This window comes from Pedobacter gandavensis, assembly GCF_014172405.1.
GTDB classification, from domain to species: Bacteria; Bacteroidota; Bacteroidia; order Sphingobacteriales; family Sphingobacteriaceae; genus Pedobacter; species Pedobacter gandavensis.
In genome coordinates this window covers 1,670,561-1,692,571 of the sequence record NZ_WNXC01000001.1, presented here as the reverse complement: position 1 = coordinate 1,692,571, position 22,011 = coordinate 1,670,561, and the positions used below count along the sequence as shown (strand labels likewise).

At 39.1% G+C, this 22,011-nt stretch carries 19 protein-coding genes and 1 tRNA gene; 17 read left to right on the top strand and 3 right to left on the bottom strand.

The window, feature by feature from the left end; genetic code table 11:
- Positions 1-280: 280 nt before the first annotated feature.
- Positions 281-1,201 carry a helix-turn-helix domain-containing protein gene (locus GM920_RS06845; protein ID WP_182954785.1) on the bottom strand — a complete coding sequence of 307 codons (921 nt, stop codon included), beginning with the start codon at positions 1,199-1,201 and terminating at the stop codon, positions 281-283.
- Between the two features lie 199 nt (positions 1,202-1,400).
- Between GM920_RS06845 and GM920_RS06840 the strand changes: the two genes are divergently transcribed.
- The 16 genes from GM920_RS06840 (at position 1,401) to GM920_RS06765 (ending at position 20,224) form a co-directional block, all read left to right on the top strand.
- Complete coding sequence (locus tag GM920_RS06840; protein ID WP_182954783.1) at positions 1,401-1,967, top strand: DapH/DapD/GlmU-related protein; 567 nt, start codon at positions 1,401-1,403, stop codon at positions 1,965-1,967.
- 14 nt (positions 1,968-1,981) lie between these two features.
- Positions 1,982-2,461, top strand: a complete 480-nt coding sequence (locus GM920_RS06835; protein ID WP_182954781.1) for a cyclophilin-like fold protein — start codon at positions 1,982-1,984, stop codon at positions 2,459-2,461.
- A gap of 81 nt (positions 2,462-2,542) precedes the next feature.
- Complete coding sequence (locus GM920_RS06830) at positions 2,543-3,754, top strand: NAD(P)-dependent alcohol dehydrogenase (protein ID WP_202986047.1); 1,212 nt, start codon at positions 2,543-2,545, stop codon at positions 3,752-3,754.
- Positions 3,755-3,778: 24 nt separating this feature from the next.
- Positions 3,779-3,997 (top strand): SDR family oxidoreductase, encoded by a 219-nt coding sequence (locus tag GM920_RS23980; RefSeq protein WP_182955450.1) that lies wholly within the window; start codon positions 3,779-3,781, stop codon positions 3,995-3,997.
- A gap of 638 nt (positions 3,998-4,635) precedes the next feature.
- Positions 4,636-5,364 (top strand): FadR/GntR family transcriptional regulator, encoded by a 729-nt coding sequence (locus GM920_RS06820; protein WP_182954780.1) that lies wholly within the window; start codon positions 4,636-4,638, stop codon positions 5,362-5,364.
- A gap of 27 nt (positions 5,365-5,391) precedes the next feature.
- Positions 5,392-6,315, top strand: a complete 924-nt coding sequence (locus GM920_RS06815; protein ID WP_182954778.1) for a dihydrodipicolinate synthase family protein — start codon at positions 5,392-5,394, stop codon at positions 6,313-6,315.
- Positions 6,316-6,483: 168 nt separating this feature from the next.
- Positions 6,484-9,645 carry a SusC/RagA family TonB-linked outer membrane protein gene (locus GM920_RS06810; protein WP_182954776.1) on the top strand — a complete coding sequence of 1,054 codons (3,162 nt, stop codon included), beginning with the start codon at positions 6,484-6,486 and terminating at the stop codon, positions 9,643-9,645.
- 37 nt (positions 9,646-9,682) lie between these two features.
- A complete protein-coding gene (locus GM920_RS06805) occupies positions 9,683-11,146 on the top strand; it encodes a RagB/SusD family nutrient uptake outer membrane protein (RefSeq protein WP_182954773.1) in 1,464 nt (487 codons plus the stop codon).
- Positions 11,147-11,151: 5 nt separating this feature from the next.
- Complete coding sequence (locus GM920_RS06800; RefSeq protein ID WP_182954771.1) at positions 11,152-12,801, top strand: sialidase family protein; 1,650 nt, start codon at positions 11,152-11,154, stop codon at positions 12,799-12,801.
- A 15-nt stretch (positions 12,802-12,816) separates the two neighbouring features.
- A complete protein-coding gene (locus GM920_RS06795) occupies positions 12,817-13,494 on the top strand; it encodes a D-lyxose/D-mannose family sugar isomerase (RefSeq protein ID WP_182954768.1) in 678 nt (225 codons plus the stop codon).
- A 3-nt stretch (positions 13,495-13,497) separates the two neighbouring features.
- On the top strand, positions 13,498-14,589 hold the full coding sequence (locus GM920_RS06790; RefSeq protein WP_202986046.1) for a metallophosphoesterase: 1,092 nt from the start codon (positions 13,498-13,500) through the stop codon (positions 14,587-14,589).
- A gap of 2 nt (positions 14,590-14,591) precedes the next feature.
- The gene (locus tag GM920_RS06785) at positions 14,592-15,176 is read left to right on the top strand and encodes a YhcH/YjgK/YiaL family protein (RefSeq protein ID WP_182954766.1); all 585 of its coding nucleotides are present in this window, start codon (positions 14,592-14,594) and stop codon (positions 15,174-15,176) included.
- Positions 15,166-16,419 (top strand): MFS transporter, encoded by a 1,254-nt coding sequence (locus tag GM920_RS06780; RefSeq protein WP_182954763.1) that lies wholly within the window; start codon positions 15,166-15,168, stop codon positions 16,417-16,419. Before GM920_RS06785 ends, GM920_RS06780 begins: the two co-directional genes overlap by 11 nt.
- A gap of 245 nt (positions 16,420-16,664) precedes the next feature.
- Positions 16,665-16,829, top strand: coding sequence for a hypothetical protein (locus GM920_RS06775; RefSeq protein WP_182954760.1), 165 nt, complete (start codon positions 16,665-16,667; stop codon positions 16,827-16,829).
- A 385-nt stretch (positions 16,830-17,214) separates the two neighbouring features.
- Positions 17,215-19,146 carry a beta-N-acetylhexosaminidase gene (locus GM920_RS06770; RefSeq protein WP_202986045.1) on the top strand — a complete coding sequence of 644 codons (1,932 nt, stop codon included), beginning with the start codon at positions 17,215-17,217 and terminating at the stop codon, positions 19,144-19,146.
- Between the two features lie 163 nt (positions 19,147-19,309).
- The gene (locus GM920_RS06765; RefSeq protein ID WP_182954758.1) at positions 19,310-20,224 is read left to right on the top strand and encodes an alpha/beta hydrolase family protein; all 915 of its coding nucleotides are present in this window, start codon (positions 19,310-19,312) and stop codon (positions 20,222-20,224) included.
- Here GM920_RS06765 and GM920_RS06760 read toward each other — a convergent pair.
- Together GM920_RS06760 and GM920_RS06755 are read right to left on the bottom strand one after the other, a co-directional pair.
- Positions 20,207-20,701 carry an ATP-binding protein gene (locus GM920_RS06760; protein ID WP_202986073.1) on the bottom strand — a complete coding sequence of 165 codons (495 nt, stop codon included), beginning with the start codon at positions 20,699-20,701 and terminating at the stop codon, positions 20,207-20,209. The genes GM920_RS06765 and GM920_RS06760 overlap by 18 nt on opposite strands.
- 327 nt (positions 20,702-21,028) lie before the next feature.
- A tRNA-Ser gene (locus GM920_RS06755) sits at positions 21,029-21,118 on the bottom strand.
- Between the two features lie 348 nt (positions 21,119-21,466).
- On the opposite strand from GM920_RS06755, the gene GM920_RS06750 reads away from it, so the two are divergent.
- Positions 21,467-21,973 carry a VOC family protein gene (locus GM920_RS06750; protein WP_182954755.1) on the top strand — a complete coding sequence of 169 codons (507 nt, stop codon included), beginning with the start codon at positions 21,467-21,469 and terminating at the stop codon, positions 21,971-21,973.
- The last annotated feature ends 38 nt before the right edge of the window (positions 21,974-22,011 follow it).

Sequence of the window (22,011 nt, the reverse complement as noted above, 5' to 3'; positions counted from 1 at the left end):
GGCCGTTAAATTCAAAGATAGAAAATAAACTCTTTTTACCTATAATCTTTGATTTACTTTACCCCTTGAATAATTAAAAGGTTACAACAACAACTGTATCCGTCGGGGTTGCAACTTTAACCCTAGTTCGGGCGATAAAAAGCATCCTGTTTGAAATCTTTTCATTATCATTACTTTTATTAATTCTCCTGAATTTTTTTGCCATAAATTAAGCTTTCAAATATGCTCTTGTTTCAAAATGCATTTCGATCATTCACTTTTGTTATTTTTATTTTTTTCTTTACTGCAGCTTGCTGTGTAAAGGTCCGGTAAAACTGCGGTATTCATTAGGTGTCATACCCGTTTTTTGCTTGAATAAACGTGTGAAATGTTGTTGGTATTTGAAGCCCAACTGAAAAGATATATCATTGATGGATTTACTGATATCGAATATTCTCAACTTAGCTTCCTCAATTAGTCTCGACTGGATATAATCCAACGCCGTATTTCCGGTTTCCTTTTTGATGAGGTCGCCGAAATAATTGGGCGAAAGGTGCAATTGTTCTGCACACCACGTCACGCTCGGTAAACCCAAATCCTGTCCCTTGGCAGAATGGAAATAATCATTCATCAGGTTTTCAAACCTCACTAAAATATCTTTATTGACATTGCTCCTTGTGATGAACTGGCGGTCATAGAACCGCATACAATAATTGAGCAATACCTCGATGTTGGAAACAATCAGCGTTTTGCTGTGCTTGTCAATATTCTGGTCAATTTCGGCAGCAATCTTTTCCAGGCAATCAATGATTGTCTTCCTTTCCTTTTTCGATAAGTGTAGTGCCTCATTTACTTCATATAAAAAGAAAGTATAGTCCTTTATATTCCTTCCCAATGAAGTGCCTGCAATCAGATCGGGATGAAAAAGCAATCCGTAGCCGGATGGCTTAATGGTCACGCCCTTGCTGTCAATCCCATAAATCTGTCCCGGAGATACAAATACTAATGTACCATCTTCATAGTCATAAGGCTGGCAGCCATAAGTTATATCTCCGCACTTAATATTTTTTAAGAATACTGCATAAAGTCCCATATATCGTCTGAACTGTTGTATGGTGGGTATCTCATTGAAGTTAACGACACTTATCAAGGGGTGTAGGGTATCTAAACCCGTAAACTGGTGGTATTGTCCTATCGTATCTATTCTATCTACCTGTTCCATAACGCAATATTTTATTGTACAAATTTAGCTAACCTAAACCCATATTGGCCGTATTATAGGTAAAATCAGTAAAAGTGGTAAAACAATCCGTGTCCTGTATAAGTATAAAAAGCAGTTGTTTACGAAATTTGCAGTGTACATTATTTGAGGGATAGGATGTGAAAAAATGTACAGAACTTTAAAGCTAGATAAAAAAATTATGAAAGATATAACGGATATATTCCACAGATTGAGAAACGGCCAAACAGTGTCCTTCCAGGACCCCGAAGCCTATAAATTGAGGGCAGCTTCGTTTGCCACGAAAAAACTGCTCAACACGATGAACAACTCGGCAGACCCGTCAGAAATCAGGGTTTTGTTGAGAGAGATTACAGGAAGTGAAATTGACGAAAGCGTTGCAGTCTTTACTCCGTTATACATCAATTACGGAAAACACACCAAGATTGGTAAAAATGTATTTATCAATTTCGACTGTGTGTTTTTGGATCTGGGAGGAATTACTATTGAAGATAATGTACAGATAGCACCTAAAGTCAGCTTACTGTCAGAGGGGCATCCCCTTAATCCCAAAGAAAGAAGCTCGCTGATGGTGGGGCATATCCTGATCAAAAAGAATGCGTGGATTGGGGCAAATGCAACCATATTGCCCGGAGTTACGATTGGCGAAAATGCCGTTGTAGCCGCAGGTGCTGTTGTTTCCAAAGACGTTCCCGACAATACTATAGTAGGTGGTGTTCCAGCAAAAATCATAAAAGGTATAGAATAAAAAAATGAAGTGTTATGAAAAAGCTGATGTACATCCTAATGCTCGTTACCACCTGCCTACAGAGTTATGCTTGTATCTCTTCGGGCAATACTCTGGTAAAAGACGAATCGCAAAATGACACCATTCAAAATATAAAAAATATGAGACTGAAAATAACCATAGGTAACAAAACGGCTACGACAGTTCTGTATGATAACCCTACCACAAGAGATTTTATAGCACAGCTTCCTTTAACGGTAGATATGGACGACTTCGCTGGAAAAGAAAAGATTTTCTACCCGGCCAAAAAGTTATCCACTGCCGAACGTAAAGCTGTCAGCGACCCCAAAATCGGAGATATAAACGTGTATGCCCCCTGGGGGAATATTGCAATTTTTTACGGCAGCTATTCCGGTTCCCCTGACCTTATCAGAATAGGTAGGATTACCGAGGGCATGGATGCTTTCTCTGTTTCCGGCACGATCAGCAAGGTAAAATTCGAGTTGGTAAAGTAATCCCAACTTTATTTTCTACAAATCATTTTCAACTTCTTATCATGTCATTGATATGAAAACTTTAAAATAAATACTTCAATTATGGAAAAAGATAACAATGAAACAGAAATGGGACGCAGAGATTTTCTTGCTACCTCCTCGTTGTCAGTAGCCGGATTGGTTGCAGGTTCAATTTTTACTCCTTCTGCTAACGCACAAACTAAAAATAATACAACAATGAAAAATAACAATATTATTGGGAGGGGGCCTTTCCCTGCAAAGGGTATGGCAGCCTATTCACCTGAAGGACCACTCAGATTAATGGATTTCCAACGCAGAGCAATAGGCCCAAAAGATGTGGCAATCAAGTTGCATTATTGTGGGGTATGTCATTCAGATATTCATACCATTCGACAGGATTGGGGAAAAATCACATTTCCTCAAATCGTAGGTCACGAATATACCGGTGTAGTGACAGGCGTAGGTTCCAGTGTAAGCAAATTTAAAGTTGGAGACCGAGTAGGTGTAGGTTGTATAGTTAATTCCTGTCGTCATTGTGCAGAATGTGAAGCCGGACACGAAAACTATTGCCTGAACGGTAATATCCAATCCTATGCATCGGTAGACCGTGATGGTACGATTACACAAGGCGGATATTCTACTTTTGCAGTAATTGATGAAGATTTTGTGATCAACATTCCCGATTCACTTGATCTAGCAGATGCAGGCCCACTTCTTTGTGCGGGAATTACAGTTTACTCGCCACTTCGCCATTGGGGTGTTACCGTGGGAAAAAAAATTGCAATATTGGGATTGGGTGGCTTAGGGCATATGGCTGTAAAACTTGCTAAAGCTTTAGGTGCTGAAGTGACAGTATTTACAACTTCAGCAGACAAGGAGGCCGATGCCAAACGCTTTGGTGCAACGAATGTGGTTCTCAATAAAGAAAAGGCCGATTATTCAGCCTACAAATTTGCTTTTGATTTTATCCTTGATACCATTCCTTACGAGCACAACATCAAACCATTTATCCCATTGTTAAAACGGGATGCTACTTTCTGCCGGGTTGGTGTTGGTAAAGTTCAGGACGATATTTCTACAGGACAGATGAGTCTGGTGATGTATAGAGCGGCTATTGCAGGGTCAAATACGGGAGGGATACAGGAAACTCAGGATATGATTAATTTTTGTGCACTTAACAAAATAACACCAGAAATTGTAAAAGTCCCAATGACTAGGGTAAATGATGCATGGAAAGATGTGTTTGAAAGAAAAGCCAGATACCGTTATGTATTAGACCTACAGACCATTTAAAAATATGCTTTAAAGTATGGAGTCATTGTCAATAACTCTTTAGTTGAATACTCATCACACGGAATACAGATTAACGCTGTCTGTCCCGGTACTATTGAAACCCCGATGGTTGATGATATGATTAAAAGTGGTAAATTTTCAGAAGAGGCTTTCAAAAGTGCTGCGCCTATCAAAAGGCTGGGTAAGGTTGAAGAAATCGCAGAAACCGTATTATTAATCCAACTGTATGTTGTGAAGATCTGAGGTATTTTTATAAACCACTTTTGCTTTGTCCTTTTGCCTGTATCGTTGAATACTGGTATAGATTTTCTTATCGATTGGATCTCCGAAATACACGCTCTTCTTTTTTGTAAGGGTAAGAATTTGTCTTTCAAAAAAGAAGATTGGACTCTAACCAATACTTGGTCAATTGATAATGGATAAGATTGGCCAATTTCTCAGTATTTAGCTATGGAATCGGTATAGATTAATTCTTTGATTGTAGTTTCTATTTTACGTTCAGCATTGGTGATTTTTTGTTTTTGTGCGTCATCAAACTAGTCAGGAACATAAAAGAACCCCAGATAAATGGTTACAACAAAGCCTAGAGATGTGATTAGATTAAAGAAGTTGACCAAAAGCCATTTCCAAATTGAGACCCATCATATGTATTGTGCTATATACATCAATATAGGATAGCTAGTTGGAATCTGATGTTCAGGACGAACTATATTAATATCCAAATGTTTTTTGATTTATTCAGTTCTCGAACATGCATAATTATCAATATAGCTTGTGTTGGAGCAATCAAATTGGTTTCTATATATCAGGCTTTAAAAAAAAGATTAGGATAAAAACTTCTAATTATTATATTTGTCCTACAAATAGGAATAACCAAATATATGAAAGACCTAAAAATTAATAATCAGCCAGTTACGCTGGTTGATCAGGTAGAAGCTAAATTACTTGAGTACATTAAAACGGAGGACTTAAATCCTGGATCACCTATGCCTAATGAGCAAACATTAGCAAAAGCTTTAGGAGTAGCCAGAGGAGTCTTAAGAGAAGCCCTAAGTAGGTTAAGGATGTTAGGCTTAATTGAAACCCGTACGCAAAGAGGAATGGTGCTGAAAGAGCCTTCTATTCTTGGGGGTATGCTTAGGGTTGCAGATCCCTTATTGTTAAGTGAGCTTTCTCTTTTAGATGTTTTGGAATTCAGGGTAGCATTAGAGCTCGGAATCTCAAGTGATATTTTTAGAAAAATCACTAAGAAAGATATAGAAGAATTAGAGGTCATTGTTGAAAAAGGAATCATTCTGGAACATAATGAATATGCGCTGGCTAGTGAGTACGCCTTTCACTCCAAATTATATGAAATTACCGGTAACCAAACCATTATTCAGTTTCAGAAAATCATCAATCCAATTATCACATTTGTGAAAGACAAGTTTGAAGAGAACTTTAAACCAATCAATATAGAATTGGAAAAAGAAAATAGGATTGTTACCCACGCTGACTTATTGGAGTGCATAAAAACAGGTGATGTAAATGCATATCGAGATAAACTGGATTGCCATTTTCTCATTTATAGTATCTTTTTAAATGAGAAAAGGAAACTGTCAAAAAAATAATTTCAATCAAATTATATACTTAAAAGCATGACACAACAACGATTTTTAAAAGGGTTGATTGCAGCCCCTTTCACACCAATGGACGAAGCCGGAAAGGTGAATCTTTCCGTTATTGAAACCTACGCAGGATTAATTGATAAAAATGAGGTTTCTGGAGTTTTTATCTGTGGTACAACAGGCGAGTCTATGTCGCTCACCACAGATGAACGAAAGCGCATCGCCGAGGCTTGGGTAGCGCAGGCCAATAAGCGTTTTAAAGTGATAGTTCATGTAGGTGGCACTAGTCAGCCGCAGTCAATTGAACTGGCAGCTCATGCTCAGGGGATAGGCGCAGATGCAATTTCTTTGATGGCCCCTGGTTTCTTTAAACCAGAGAAGGTAAAAGACCTGGTTGATTTTTTTGAACCTATCGCAGCAGCAGCAGCTTTATTACCCTTCTATTACTACAATATGCCATCCATTACAGGCGTTTTTTTGCCTGTAAATGAGTTTTTACTACAAGGAAAGGCGCGTATTCCTAATCTCAAAGGTGTAAAGTATACTCATAACAATCTTATGGAGATGCAACAATGCATCAACTTGAATGGTGGAGAATTTGAAGTACTGCATGGCTTTGATGAAATTTTATTAACTGGCCTGGCCATTGGTGCAACAGCAGCAGTAGGCAGTACTTATAATTATATCCCTGCACTGTATAACGAAATCATGGATTTGGTAAAACAGGGCAACCTTGAAAAAGCCAGAATACTGCAAAATGTTTCGGTAGATGTAATTAGTGTAGTCATCAAGCACGGAGGTGGGGTACGTGGAGGTAAGGCAATCATGAATTTGTTAGGACTTAACTGTGGCCCTTGCCGCTCACCAATAGCCGAATTTACTAAAGATGAGTATAAAGAACTAAAAGTCGATTTAGAAAAAATCGGTTTTTTTAACCTGGTGAATCAATTTTAATTAAATCAATGATAGAGGAGGGCTCATGATGACATAATCTAAATCTGGTTTGGATTTAAATAATCCGCAAACGTTGTTCATGCAATACATAAAGAGAGGTTATAATTTTCGACTCTTATAACCTCCCAAATTTAATCGAATGTTAAATTACAATTAACTTTTACAAAGATGAAAAAAAAAATTAGAACATTATGCGCTATTTTTTATCTATTTCTTGTTTCGCCACCTTTATTTGCACAAAATATAGGCGTTTCAGGTAGTGTTCTTGACGAAACTGGCGAAAGCTTAATAGGCGTCTCGGTTGTGTTGAAGGGGACCAAAAATGCAACGATAACCGATACACAAGGGAAATTCAGAATTCAAGCGCCAGAAGGCGCTATACTGGTGTTTTCTTACATCAGCTACCAAACGGAAGAGGTGGTGGTGAAGAACAATGTCCCTTTAAAGATCGTATTAAAGCCTGCTTCCAAAGGTTTGGACGAAGTGGTGGTGATTGGTTATGGAACACAATCAAAAAAAACAGTTACGTCAGCTATCAGTAAAGTAAGTGGAGATGTCCTGAAAGACATTCCCATTACTTCTGTAGGAGACGGACTTAAAGGGAAAGTTGCCGGGGCCCATTTTTATACCAGTAACAATAGCCCCGGTTCAGATCCGGTTATCCGTATTCGGGGTGGTTCTTCTATTAATAACAGCAATGAACCATTGGTGCTTGTAGATGGTGTAGAGAGAGGGTTAGGGGGGATAAATCCCAATGATATTGAATCGGTAGAGGTTTTAAAAGATGCGACATCCTCAGCTATTTACGGGGCCAGGGCATCCAATGGAGTAGTACTTATTACCACTAGAAAAGGGAGTAAAGGAAAGGAGCCGAGAATAACTTTCGAAGCTACCAATGCGATTCAGAATACGGAACGTACGTATGATTATATGAATGCAGCAGACTATATTAATACCGTGCGTCCTGCGGTGGCTGTCAGTAAGGCTGCTGCCACAAATTTTGCTTCAGGCTATTCTGCCAGCTCAGGTAACAATGAGTCTTCTGTTTACAGTTCCAGGTATCTGAATCCAGGAGAAACGGTTCCTGCCGGATATAAATCAATGGCAGATCCACTGGATCCTTCCAAAACACTCATTTTTCAAGATAATTCTTACGTAGACCAAATTTATCAACAAGCCTATTGGCAGAATTATTACCTCGGAATAGACGGTAGTTCCGAAAAGATTCAATACAATGCAAGTCTGGGGTATCTGGATGATGGTGGTGTGGCTATATCGACTGGTTTTAAGCGTTTTAGTGCACACGCGAATACCAGTGTTGAGCTCAGTAAAAAGTTAAAGTTTACCTCCGGTATTGATTTCTCCCAGGCATTAATGAAGGAATTCAGAAGTCAGTACCAGGTTATCACCAGGGGGCTCGCAACTCCGGCAACACAAAAGATTTATTTTGCCGACGGAACACCAACACCAGGATATAATGTGAGTTCTCCCAATCCTGTGTTTTATGACTATTACAACGATGATAATCAGAAAAGAAATTTGCTGACACTTAATGGAGCTTTAGATTATACCATTACAGAAGGTTTAAAAGCCAATGTACAAGCGTCCTTATTTACAAATACCTATCAGGCTGATTATTTTGAGAAAGCCAATATATTTAACGGTTCAAGAACAGCATCTACTAATCTTACAGACGTACAAAGAAAGCGTTTAGAAGGGTTCCTTTCGTATAATAAAACATTTCAGTCTACTCATAGTTTATCGGCTATGGCTGGCTATTCTTATCAGGATTATTATTATAAGTATGTTGGTGCCGCATCATCTGGTGCCAGTTCCGACAAAATTCCTAGTTTAAATGCCGGTCCCACAAAAACAGAAGCAACAAGTTTTTGGGAAAAAGAAGCATTAACAGGTTTTTTCGGTCGGTTCATGTACGACTATAGCAAAAAATATTTGTTTATGTTCACTTTCCGTGAAGATGGTTCATCACGCTTTGCTGCAGGTAAGCAATGGGGATTTTTTCCTGGGGTATCTGCCGGATGGGTATTAAGCGAAGAACAATTCCTGAAAAATTCCAAACAAATTTCAGAATTGAAAATAAGAACCAGCTACGGACAAACAGGAAACAATACGATTGGTTTGTATGATGCAGGAGGGAAATTTGCGGTGAATAGTAAGTACGATGGGGGCGCAGCGATTATACCATCGGCTATGCCGAATAGAAACCTGACCTGGGAAACGTCTACACAGCTGGATGTTGGGCTAGATGTTGGTTTATTTAATAACCGCATAAAAATTGCTGCCGACTATTTTAATAAAATCACCAATAATCTTTTATTTAACAAGGTATTGCCAAATACTTCTGGCTTTAGTTCTGTTCTCACCAATGTTGGTAAGGTGAAATTTGAAGGTTTCGAATTTGAAATTAATACTTCTAATATACGTAATGATAATTTTTCATGGGATTCCCGTTTGACCTGGAGTTTTGTGAAAAATAAGGTGCTTAAACTCCCTGCAAATGGAAATGACAAAAACCGCATCGGAGGTACTACCATAAAAATGCCTGATGGCTCTACTTATCAGATCGGAGGAATTGCGGAAGGTGAATCGCTATATGAATACTATGGATTTGTGACTGATGGCATACTTGAAACCCGGGAAGCCGCAGATAAGGCACGTTTTGATGAACAAGCGAGAGGTTATCGCTTTTCTGACGGATTAACAATTGCAGGCCGGAAAGAAGTAGGAGATTATGAATGGAAAGATAGAAATGGCGATGGAAGAATTAACGGTCAGGATATATTCAAATTAGGGTCAACCATGCCTACCATTACGGGAGGGCTAAACAATTCATTTTCTTATAAAAATTTCAGCCTCAATATTTTTGTTGACTGGGCATTGGGACATTCCATTAATGACAACGTAATGTCGAGATATTTTACAGGAATATTTGCGAATAACTTTCAACTGGTAAATGAGGTAAAGCAAGCCTGGAAGCAACCAGGAGACCAGACTATATATGCGAGATATACTGCCAATGATTCTGATGAAGGAAATAAAAATTTCCGGACAGCTTCCAATATTTTTAACTATAAAGCAGATTATTTGGCTATACGCGAATTGAGTCTTCAATATAAGTTTCCTGAAAATTTTGTAAAAAAACTTGGTGTTCAGGCTCTTAGTCTTTTAGTGGGAGGTAGCAATTTGCATTACTTTACTGCTGTGAAGGGGATTTCTCCCGAATTGGGGAGTGCAAGTCCATATGCTACTAATTTTAATACCTACCCACCAATCAGAAGAATTTCTTTTGGGGGAAAAGTGACTTTTTAAATAGTTGGTAAGAATATTTATCATTTAAGAAACTAAAATGAAAACAAGACATTACATCATTGTTCTATTTTTCGGCGGATGCATACTTAGTAGCTTAACCGCCTGCAAGAAAGCATTAGACATTACACAGGAGAGCGAGATCTCCTCCAACTCTATGTGGAAATCCCAGGGCGATGCAGAGGCTGCTGTAAATGGGATATATGTACAGCTTCGTGCCGCATTAGGTGCCAACTACGCAAATTGGGGAGATTACCGTTCCGGATTATATGGTCCAGGAAAAATCGCGGATGTGGGACAGGTAAATATTTTCAACAACACCATTTTCAGAGACAATGAAGGTACAGACTGGACGCTCCTCTATACCACCATCAACAATTGTAATCTGATACTTAAATATACTCCAGGTATCAGTTTCAGTTCTGATGCCGGGAAAAATGAAGTGATGGCCAATGCTTACTTCGTGAGGGCTTTTTGCTATTTCCAGATTGCGCGAATATGGGGAGATGCACCAGTTGTTACTTCGGGTTTTGAATCAGATAAACAAGACGATCTGTTGCCTTACAGGAAACCAGCGTTAGAAGTATTTGCTCAGGTAGAAACAGATGTGAATCAGGCCGTAAACCTAATGCCGCCAGGTGTTAATAAAAAGAAAAAGGCCTCTAAAGGATCAGTAAATATGCTTAAAGCGGATTACTACCTATGGAAAGCCAAAAGACTCAATGGTGGAAACTCAGCGCTTGAAATCGCAAATAAAGCCATTGATGAAGTATTCACTAGTGGCTATTCCTTAAGTCCTTCGTTCAGCTCTGTTTTCGGGGTAGCTAATGAATCGGGGCCGGAAATCATTTTCTCCATCAATTTGCTTAGAGATGAGTTTACTGGTGGGTACCCATCCTTGTATTTAATCCCAACACAATATGTGATTAACAAAGCATTGATAGAAAATCCGATTAAAATTGGAAGCGCACAGCAATACATTAGTGTAACTGATGCCTATGAAAACCTGATCTACGCCAATGCCAGTGACACGCGTTCTAAAACTAGTGTAATGATTTATCAGGAAGGTACTGAAAAGCATAGGTGGATCAATAAATTGTCAGGTGAGTGGGTAAATAATACCAGATTCTTTTCCTCTGATATCATCATTTACCGGCTATCTGAAGCTTACCTGATGAGGGCAGAAATATTAAATGCGTTGGATAAACCTCAGGAGGCTATGATTCCTTTAAATAGAATTGCAGAGCGGGCTTATGGTGTGCCTGATTTTTATCCTGCTGGTTTAGGTAAAACGGCTATTGATAATGCGATTATTAACGAAACATTGAAAGAGTTTGTGGCAGAAGGCAAGAGCTGGTGGGCCTTTGTACGCTTTGGCGTTGCATTTCAACGTGTTCCCGGACTGATCGGTAAGGAAACAAAAACCAATATCCTGCTTTGGCCAATTACTTCCGCCAGTATCAATAATAATCCAAATATTAAGCAAACGGAAGGTTTTAACTAGTTATTATGATAAAATTAATAAGATATATAGTTACGATTGCCGGAGTGTATGTAGCAACAAACTCAAATGCCCAGCAAAATCAGATAAAAGTAAATGTTGAACAACCCACTTTACCTGTCCTGACAGGTAAAGTGGTCAACCCTGTGTTAAAGTTTACACTCATAAAAGACAAGTCCTTAAAGACATTTGTTTTCAATCAGCTGGATGTTTCTTTGCAGGGTACGACAAATATTAGTGCTGTTCAAAGTTTGGCTTTAATACTCGACGATGGCTCAGGACAAAAGCCAGGGCCAGTTGAAATCGCGACATTGCTTAATCCTAAAAGCGTAAGCTCTTTTATACCAAAATATCTTGCAACTAAAGACACCACAATTGTCTGGTTGTCTGTTCGGTATAAAAACAATACAAATCTGAGTAACCGTTTTCGTGCAAATATCCTTTCGCTATCAACCAATTTTGGCAAGCTAAGTATTCCAGTGCAGGAATCTTCCTTTCAAAGGTTAGGATCAGCACTCAGGCAACACATGCAGGATGGGATAAATACTTCGAGAATCCCTGGAATTACTACTTCCAAAAAAGGGACATTGTTAGCGATTTATGACGGTAGGATTGAGAGTGACAGGGATTTACAGGGAGATATGGATATCTGTCTCAATCGTAGTTTAGATGGAGGAATCACCTGGAAACCTAAGCAGGTAATTATGGATATGAAAACCTGGGGTGGATTACCGCAAAAATACAATGGTGTTTCTGATGCTAATATCCTGGTTGATGAAAAGACAGGGGACATTTTTGTGATAGGCTTGTGGATGCATGGTATTCTTGATCCTGATAACGGGAAATGGGTAGAAGGTCTTAATGGGGGTAGTACACAATGGAATCACCAATGGCGTTCTTTTGGTTCACAACCAGGTTACGATGTGAAGCAATCTGCTCAGTTTTTGATCGTGAAAAGTACTGATGACGGTTTAACATGGTCAGCGCCTAAAAATATCACCAGACAGGTAAAAAAAGATTCCTGGTGGTTACTGGCACCTGCACCAGGACACGGCATCACTTTGACAGATGGTACATTGGTATTTCCCACGGAAGGAAGGGACGAAAAAGGAATACAGTTTTCAACCATCACCTGGAGCAAAGATGGTGGCGAAACCTGGAAAACAGGTAATCCCGCTTACACCAATACCAATGAATGTATGGCTGTTCAGCTTTCTGATGGGTCTATTATGTTAAACATGCGTGAACGGAGTAACAGGGGGAAAACCGCAGGTAACGGACGTGCCGTTGCCGTAAGTAAAGATCTTGGTCAGAGTTGGGTAGAACATCCCAGTTCAAGAAAAACCTTGATAGAACCAGCCTGTATGGCCAGCCTGCATAAACATAGCTACGTTGAAAATGGAAAGAAAAAGGAATTACTACTGTTTCTAAATCCAAATTCTACCACTAGCCGGAATCAGATGACACTTAAAGTGAGTTTTGACGATGGTAACACCTGGCCGGAATCGCACTGGATCTTACTGGATGCGTATAATGGCAATGGCTATTCCTGCATCACTTCAATAGACCAGAAAACCATAGGAGTAGTTTACGAAAGCAGTCAGGCAGACCTGGCCTTTCAGCAAATTACTCTTAAAGAAATCCTTAGAACCAAATAAAACCCAGATTAAGTTATGAAAAGAAGTGAAATCAACCAAATCATAAAAGACGCTTTAATGTTTTTTGAAAGTCAGCATTTTTTTCTTCCCCCATGGGCAAGATGGTCTCCCGAGGAATGGGAGACAAAAGGAGAAGAGTGTAACGAAATCCGCAACAATGGCTTAGGCTGGGACCTTACCGATTTTGGTTCAGGAGATTTTAACAGCAAAGGCCTTACCCTTTTTACCATTAGAAATGGTCATCTGGAAGGTGGAAAGAAAACCTATTGTGAAAAAATAATGTTGGTGCGCAACGAGCAGGTGACGCCGGCACATTTTCACTGGTATAAAACAGAAGATATTATCAACAGGGGCGGTGGGGTTCTTTGTATGCGCTTATGGCATTCAGATCAAAATGAAGCTCCTACCCAGGATGAAATATGGGTGCAAATGGATGGTATCACTAAACAGGTGATACCTGGTGACACTATTCGTTTACAGGTAGGAGAAAGTATCACCTTTGAACCCCTGTTATATCATTCTTTTTGGGCTGAAGAAGGCGATTGCATTGTTGGAGAAGTATCCACGGTGAATGATGATGCTAAAGACAATCGTTTTTGGGAGGAAGCCGGACGTTTTCCTGAAATTGAAGAAGATGTAGCCCCTGCCTATACCTTGTGTACAGAATACTTGAAATTCCAAAAAAACGCATAAGCCATGAATATAAAAAAAAGACTATTCGCCTTAATTTTCTTTAGCAGTACCGCCTTATTTTCTCCCGATCTATCTGCTCAAAAAAAAGCAGATCAGGTAGATTTGCTAGGTAAAGGTTCCTTCTCTATGGTCATTCTGCCAGACCCTCAGAACTATGTGAAATATGATTACAATCAACCTGTTTTTGAACTCATGACCGCTTGGGTAGCCGAAAATATCGAAAACCTAAACATCAATGCCGTAATCTGTACGGGGGATCTGGTAGACCAGAATGAATCATTGATCCCATTATATCCACGATATGCAAACATCAGCAGCACTGCCCAATGGGAATTTGTTTCAAAAGCTTTCAGCAGACTGGACCATAAAGTGCCCTATATCATTTCTCCGGGTAACCATGATTATGGCTATACCAGATCAGAAACAGATCACACCAATTTTCCTAAATATTTTCCTGTAGATCGAAATTCAGCATGGAAAAAGACCTTGGTCAGTGTTTGCAATAACCGTAAGGGCATGCCTACTTTAGAAAATTCAGCTTTTGAATTGCAAAATGAGAATTGGGGTAAGATACTGATCATTACTTCCGAATTTGCCCCTCGCGATGAGGTGTTAAACTGGGCCAAAGAACTGGCCGCCTCAACAACATACGCGAATCATAAAGTGATATTTTTAACACATTCCTATTTAACATGGGATGGTAAGCGGATTGAAAAAGAAAATTATAAAATCAGTCCCGCAAATGATGGACAACAAATATGGGATAAGCTGTTGTATACTTCTAAAAATATCCGCTTACTCATATCCGGTCATTTCGCAATTCCTGATGAGAATTTTGAACACAGTGTAGGACTGCGTACAGATAAAAATATAGCAGGCAAACAGGTTCATCAAATGATGTTCAATGCCCAGGCTTTAGGTGGTGGAATGAGTGGAAACGGCGGAGATGGGTGGTTACGTCTTCTTGAATTTCAACCAGATGGTAAAACCATAAAAATAAGAACTTATTCCCCTTTATTTGGCTTTTCGCCAACTACAAAACAATTTGCCTGGCGTAAAGCCCCATATGATCAGTTCACTTTAGTAATCGATTAATTATGATTAAGCATCATTTTCTATTGGCATTGCTTATCCTGTTTGGAATACAGGGATGTATTACTCAAAAAAATAAACAAATGAAAACCTACCAAATTATAAAAAGCTTATCTATCCAACCCCATCATAGTATCAATGCAAAAGAGTTTAAAATTCAATATAACGAGAATACAGAATTATGGGACAAATGCTTTCAGTTTATCAATGAAAATGATTTAGAGAAAATGGCACCGGGAAAATACCCCATTTCTGGAGAAAAGTGCTTTGCGGTAGTTAGTGAATATGAAACAAAAGCGCCTACTAAAACCAAGATTGAATCTCATAAAAAATATATTGACCTACAATACATCATTAAAGGAAAGGAACAGATTGGTGTAACGTCAGCCCTTTATGCCTCAGTGAAAGAGCCTTATGTTGCAAGCCGTGATGTTGCATTTTATCAAGCAGATCAACTCCATTATCATCAGGCAAAACCCTCTGAATTTTTTATTTTTTTTCCAGCCGACTATCACCAGCCCGGCGTGTGGCTTGACACTGCTACTCATGTGAAGAAACTAGTTATAAAAATAGAAAATCATGAGCATTAGTATCGTTAAAAGTAGTTACCACCCGCCTTTGGCAGGAGGCTGGCAGATAGTGGCCTTACTTAGTGTGGTTGGCTGTTTAAATTATCTGGATCGTACCATGATTACCACGATGAGAGAATCTATAACGCATGCATTGCCTATGAGCGACGCACAGTTTGGATTACTAACTTCAGTTTTTCTATGGACTTATGGGTTATTAAGTCCTTTTGCTGGCTTTCTGGCTGATAAATTTAATAGAAGCCGGGTAATTATAGTCAGCCTTTTCGTGTGGTCACTGGTGACCTGGTTAACTGCACATGTAACCAGTTTTGAACAATTGCTGGCTACCAGGGCATTGATGGGAATCAGTGAAGCTTGTTATATTCCTGCAGCATTGGCCATGATTACAGATTATCATCGTGGAAGTACAAGGTCTTTAGCCACCGGCCTTCATATGGGGGGGGTGATGTTCGGACAGAGCCTTGGCTTTCTAGGCGGTTGGATTGCCGAACGTTATTTATGGACTGATGCTTTTAATGTGTTTGGTTTAATTGGAGTAGGATATGCAGTCATTTTACTCTTTTTTCTTCGGGACTCGCCAGATAAAGAAAGAAATTCAGAATCAGGGCAAATAGAAGAAAAGGTGAATTTTTGGTCGGGGGTGTTTGGTTTATTTAAAAGACGGTCTTTTGTTCTTCTTTTAATATTCTGGGGTATGCTCGGCATTGTGGGCTGGATTATCATGGCATGGCTACCAACCTATTATCAGGAAAGTTTTAACTTGTCTCAAGCAACAGCAGGCTTGTATGCAACGGGATATGTTTATCCAGTATCCATGATTGGCGTTTTGGTAGGAGGTTTTCTATCCGACCGTTGGAGCAGAACAAATCCTTTAGCAAGAATTTATCTTCCTGCCATTGGCTTGTGTATTGCTGCAGCAGGTGTATTTTTTGCAGGAAGTACTGGAATGTTATACCTGGCTATAATAGGATTCATGCTATATGCTTTAACCCGGGTTTTTAGTGATACGAATTTAATGCCCATATTATGTATGATTTCAGATAGCCGTTATAGGGCCACGGGATACGGAGTGCTCAATATGTTTTCTTGCATTGTTGGTGGACTTGGAATTTATGTCAGTGGGGTATTGCGCGATGCTGATGTCAATTTAAGTATTATGTTTAAACTGGCAGCGGTTTCTATGCTGTTATGTGCTGCGGTATTACTACTGATTAAAGCAAAAATGGAACAAGTTAAATCATAAGTTGGTATATCAGAACCCGCTTATCAAATTTTAATCATGTTATGACTCCGGCACTGGGTACTGACCGGGATTGAATACTTCAATCCCGGTTTTTTATGGTTTTTCTGGGCTTAAATGTGCTTCAAAATGTCTCTTTATGCTAACGATTTTTCATTACAGGCTGTTCGCCGAAATTAGGGAGTCATTTACTATTCCTCTAATTCTTTTTTAAATCTAGAAGAAGCATTTTTTTAAGTTGAATATGTGTGAAATACCTTCAACACCGAATTACTCACCGTAACTATGCGAATTTAGGATGTTTTGAGGTTACCGGAAACGACAAAGCCTTAGAATCTATGATTCAAAGGCTTTTGTATGGTTTTGATTACCATTTTGGCGGAGAGTGGGGGATCGACAAAAACCGACTTTAAACACTCTTTATCCCGTATTTTATATCTTTTTTGCTCTTATGGCACCTAATTTGGGCACCACTAAAACAACACATAATCGCTATTCCTTGTATGCGTACAATTTATGTAAATTATTGAGTATTAAACAACAGCAGCGAATTATAACTGTTAAAGAGTTAAGCAAACGCGGAATAGTCCCAGATGCTGAAATTTTTATGAGATAGGAAAACAAGCTGCAGCTAATTTCTCTAGAGAAATGGAAAGATTGGCGATAAGAAAGGGCTTAGATCAAATGATCTTAAAAGTTACAATATTATTCACTAGCTATAATGCTATTGCATATATTTGAGCGTTGCCTTCAAGGCTGCAATAAACCACAAACTGAATAAATAACAGAGCCACAATTATGAGATTTTTATTAAAACTTTTTGTACAAAATCAAAATGATAAACCTAAACCACATATAGACATCCAAGAACATCTTGTTGCCGTAACGAAACATAAAATGATCAAAGCGGTTACGCTGCTCATCTGCCTGCTTGTTCAGTCGTCGCTATTTGCACAGGACAATCTTTCGGCACTTATACCCTTTCCGAATAAGATCGTACAAAAGGATATGCAAAGAAAATTTACGATTGCAGAGGGTACTTATATTGAACTAAGCTCGGATTCGTTAAGCTTCGAAGCAGAATATCTGCAAAAAATGCTGCGTGAACGCATGGGCGTTACGCTATCTATAAAGAAAGGTCCGGCAAAAAATGGCAAGGCAATAAAACTGGAGATAACTCCTTCTATAAAAGGCAGGGAACATTATGTTCTGAATATTTCGGACAGGGGAATCTCTGTTACAGGCGCCACCCGCGGTGCCGTCTTTTATGGGATCACTACATTGGACCAGATATTATTGGGAGACATTATTAATACGAAGCAACGTCGGGTTTCAGCACTGCTTATTGAAGATCAGCCCCGGATCGCTAGCAGAATGTTGATGCTTGACCCGGCACGTCACTTTTTACCAATAGACGATGTGAAGTTATTTGTAGCACAGATGGCGAAATACAAGTATAACGTTTTGCAGCTTCATTTAACGGATGATCAGGGCTGGCGAATTGAGATCAAGAAATATCCGATGCTCACAGATATTGGTGCCAGGCGTAACCCTAAAGGGGGCATGAAGGGACCGGACAACGGCTTTTATACGCAGGAGCAATTACGGGATCTGGTCAGGTATGCAGCCGATCGGAACGTTGAAATCATTCCCGAAATAGATATACCCGGACATACGTCGGCTATTATAGCCGCTTATCCGCAGCTGGGCTGTAAACATACGGATACCCTCACCAAGGTTATTGGTAAGAACATGAATCTTATGCTCTGCGCCAGCAACGACGCCGTCTATGAAATGTACAAGAACATTATCGGAGAGCTTGCAGCAGTTTTTCCTTCCAAACAGATCCATCTGGGCGGAGACGAATCTGTTATTGAAGAAAACTGGGCCAAATGCGACAGGTGTCAGTCGCTGAAGAAGCGCCTGAACTATGAGAAAGACAGCTCGTTGATGAATTATTTCTTTGGAAAGATGCTGTCCTTTGTACGTGAAGAAGGAAAGTTACCACTGCTGTGGTGTGAGCTGGATAACATCCGCCTGCCGGCTAGCAAATACCTGTTTTCTTATCCTAAAGATGCGACCCTTATTTCCTGGCGCAATGACCTTACACCTAAGTGTATTGAATTAACCAGGCAGTCGGGCAATCCGCTGATCCTGGCTCCCGGGGAGTTTACTTATTTCGATTATCCACAGTACACGAACGACCTGCCAGAAGAGAACAACTGGGGCATGCCCATCACAACGCTGAAGAAAGTTTACGCATTTGATCCGGGGTACGGACTTTCAGAACAAGATCAGGCACACATTGTTGGTGTTTGCGGAACTTTGTGGGGAGAGGCTATCAAAGATATCAATCGGGCCTTTTACATGACCTACCCCCGAGCTCTGGCGCTCGCAGAAGCCGGCTGGACTAACATGGAGCATAGAAGCTGGGACTCATTCAGGGACCGTATGTACTCCAATTTATCCTACCTTTTAAAGGCGGGTGTTTCCTTCAGAGTACCATTTGAACTGGCACAAAAAGAAGGGAACCGTGATGGTGTGGCTCATGGTCTTTTTGAAAATATTGGGCACATGATAGGTGCAACTGCAAAGACTGGTACCGATTTACTTAATGCGCTTATGGAACCTGTTTACGTGGCATCAGAAGTAAATCCAGTAGAAGAAGCGGAAAAACGTAGAGAGAAAAAGAGAGAAAACCTCGATCAAAGTCAAGGAATAGGCAGATGAAAAAATCTTTTTTAAAGAACAATGTTTTTTAAAAGAAAAACTAATATTAAATTGTAATCCATTGAATTAATATTAAGTTCAAAAAAAAACACCAAAATACATAAAGTTAAAATAGTTTCGCATATTTGAGAGTTGGTGGCAATATTACAAAACAACGTACAAAATGACAAAATACATAATAACATTATTTATAGTTTTTATCGGACAGACAAAACTTTTTTCTCAAAATCCTGAAAAAGTAACTATTGACAGCACACATTATTATTACAAACTTGTACCAAAGACAAAACCAGTCGGGACAATTATTATTCTTCACGGTGGTTCGGAAGATGCAAAAGGAGTAATGAACCAAATCACACTAGATGAAATTGCTCTTAAAAATAATTTCATTGTTGTTTTTCCCAATATTGAAGATGATGATTTTAAGATGACAATATCACAACAAATCATAGAAACTATTGCTAAGCAAATGGTTGAAAAACATAAAGTATCAAAAGACAAAATATTTCTTGGTGGACTTTCAGGCGGTGGAATGCAAACAATAACTTATACTGAAAGAGCGATTAGAGACAAAAATACTTACTTCACACCAAAAGCAATTTTTGCACTTGACCCACCACTTGACTATGAAAATATGTATTATCGTTATCAACGAGAAGTGGAAAGAAACTTTTCAGACGTTGGCGTAAACGAAGCAAAGTGGTTTTTGGAAGAAATGGAGAAAAATTTGGGAGGAACCCCTGAAACAGCGAAAGATGAATACATCAAAAATTCAATGTTTTCCTACAAACAAAAAGATGGTGGAAATGCAAAGTATTTAATTGATATTCCTATCAGAATTTATACAGAACCAGGAATAGAATGGCAATTAAAAAACAGACACCGAGATTTATACGACCTAAATTGTGCAGACATTTCAGCAATGATAAATTTTCTACAACTTAAAGGAAATAAAAATGCTGATATCGTGGTAACTCACGACAAAGGAGTAAGACCTGATGGAACAAAACACCCACATTCTTGGTCAATTATGGACGCGAAAAATTGTATGGCTTGGATTTTAAAACAAATGAAATAAAAAATACTGCCACCAACAAGGTATTGCCAAAAGCAGGGCTTTGTTTATACCAGTTGAATTATGTACCAGGAAAGATTTGTGGGTAAGCCTATCCAGTAGTGCCGCTGTCAGCACTGGATCCATACCGAAGATCTCATGCCATTTATCGAAGGATTTATTAGAAGTGATTGTGGATTTGATGCCGGTTCTTAAGGAAATGTGGTTGAAGAGCATTTCAGCACCTGGTTTATCAAATGAGATATAGCCTGATTCATCACAGATGACCAGATCATACTTTTCGAACTTTAGTTCCAGAGCACGTAGGGTTCTGGAAGAATGGCATTCCCTGATTTGCGTCAGCATTTTGGGGATAGAGGTAAACAGCACGCTTTTTCCCTGCTGACAAGCCTTGATTCCAAGTCCAATTGCGATATGCGTTTTGCCAGTTCCGGGGCTTCCACCCAGGATAACATTCTGTCCGGCATCAATAAAGTCCAGAGATAGATAGGGGAAATCGCGCCAATTTGATATTTTTTCTGTTTCTTCATGTAGAAGAGTAGGCTGAAATTAGTTTTCGTAATGTAGCACATTAAAATTTAAACAAATTTAGCTTTGCTACTACTATCAGTCAAGATGTTGATTTAGGTAACTGGTTCATTATTAATGAACTGAACCCTATTCGGTGAGTGCCTTAAATTGCCTTCAACTACTCACCGAATGACTCACCAACAATATGTGAATTGATGCTTTATTTGGCTTTGGTCTTAAATGAAAAAACCTGCAAATCGTATGATTTGCAGGTTTTTTCGAAATCTAGTCACCTAGTGGCGGAGAGTGGGGGATTCGAACCCGCGGACCCTTTGACAAGTCAACAGTTTTCAAGACTGCCGCAATCGACCACTCTGCCAACTCTCCGGCGCAAAAGTACAAATCTTAACTGGTTTTCCAAATTTAGATTGAAATATTTATCTATTTTTTTAAAAACAGCTATTTATGAGTAATGAGGGCTGATTCTTCCCGCTTTTTTATAAATAAGAATGATGGAGAAGATGCTGTTCCGACTCCTTTTCTGAAAAACAGCCAGCAATTTTAACCCTTATTTTTCCTGTTGCTGCTCAAATTTCTATTCTTTTACCCAAATGAACGTTCAAGGTGCTGAAAATACTGTCTTGTTCGCCCCCTCATTATGTCGTTTTTACACTGGTTTAAATTGCTTTTTCCCATCTAAATTTGAATAAGTAAAATTATTCTAAACCTAATAAGATGAAAAACACAATAATCAATCAAAGAATAACCACTAACTTATGGTTTGATAGGAATGCGGAAGAAGCGGTGAATTTTTACACAGCTATTTTTAAGAATTCTACTATTAAAGGAATGACCCATTATACGAAAGAAGGATTCGAAGTTCATCGTATGCCAGAAGGCACGGTGATGAACATTGTATTTGAACTGGATGGTCAGGAGTTTTTAGCTTTAAACGGAGGGCCGATTTTTAAATTTAATGAAGCAATCTCATTGGTTGTAAATTGTTCCGATCAAGAGGAAATAGACTATTACTGGGACAAGCTAGGTTCAGGTGGCGATCCAAATGCGCAAATATGTGGCTGGTTAAAAGACCAGTTTGGACTATCCTGGCAAATCGTTCCAACGTTATTATCCGACTTAATCACAAATAAAGACCAGGAAAAAACGAGTAGGGTAATGGCAGCAATGATGCAAATGAAAAAGATCGATGTCAGTCTGCTGGAAAAAGCTTTTGCTAAATAGAAAACCTTAATAATTTCATTAAAAACCAAACATAAAAC

Excerpts from the sequence above, each read along its gene's own strand:
- GM920_RS06845 (WP_182954785.1), bottom strand. The coding sequence starts at position 1,201 with ATGGAACAGGTAGATAGAATAGATACGATAGGACAATACCACCAGTTT.
- GM920_RS06840 (WP_182954783.1), top strand. The coding sequence starts at position 1,401 with ATGAAAGATATAACGGATATATTCCACAGATTGAGAAACGGCCAAACA.
- GM920_RS06765 (WP_182954758.1), top strand. The coding sequence starts at position 19,310 with ATGACAAAATACATAATAACATTATTTATAGTTTTTATCGGACAGACA.
- GM920_RS06805 (WP_182954773.1), top strand. The coding sequence starts at position 9,683 with ATGAAAACAAGACATTACATCATTGTTCTATTTTTCGGCGGATGCATA.
- GM920_RS06815 (WP_182954778.1), top strand. The coding sequence starts at position 5,392 with ATGACACAACAACGATTTTTAAAAGGGTTGATTGCAGCCCCTTTCACA.
- GM920_RS06810 (WP_182954776.1), top strand. The coding sequence starts at position 6,484 with ATGAAAAAAAAAATTAGAACATTATGCGCTATTTTTTATCTATTTCTT.
- GM920_RS06795 (WP_182954768.1), top strand. The coding sequence starts at position 12,817 with ATGAAAAGAAGTGAAATCAACCAAATCATAAAAGACGCTTTAATGTTT.
- GM920_RS06785 (WP_182954766.1), top strand. The coding sequence starts at position 14,592 with ATGATTAAGCATCATTTTCTATTGGCATTGCTTATCCTGTTTGGAATA.
- GM920_RS06800 (WP_182954771.1), top strand. The coding sequence starts at position 11,152 with ATGATAAAATTAATAAGATATATAGTTACGATTGCCGGAGTGTATGTA.
- GM920_RS06820 (WP_182954780.1), top strand. The coding sequence starts at position 4,636 with ATGAAAGACCTAAAAATTAATAATCAGCCAGTTACGCTGGTTGATCAG.
- GM920_RS06830 (WP_202986047.1), top strand. The coding sequence starts at position 2,543 with ATGGAAAAAGATAACAATGAAACAGAAATGGGACGCAGAGATTTTCTT.
- GM920_RS06835 (WP_182954781.1), top strand. The coding sequence starts at position 1,982 with ATGAAAAAGCTGATGTACATCCTAATGCTCGTTACCACCTGCCTACAG.
- GM920_RS06790 (WP_202986046.1), top strand. The coding sequence starts at position 13,498 with ATGAATATAAAAAAAAGACTATTCGCCTTAATTTTCTTTAGCAGTACC.
- GM920_RS06770 (WP_202986045.1), top strand. The coding sequence starts at position 17,215 with ATGAGATTTTTATTAAAACTTTTTGTACAAAATCAAAATGATAAACCT.
- GM920_RS06750 (WP_182954755.1), top strand. The coding sequence starts at position 21,467 with ATGAAAAACACAATAATCAATCAAAGAATAACCACTAACTTATGGTTT.
- GM920_RS06780 (WP_182954763.1), top strand. The coding sequence starts at position 15,166 with ATGAGCATTAGTATCGTTAAAAGTAGTTACCACCCGCCTTTGGCAGGA.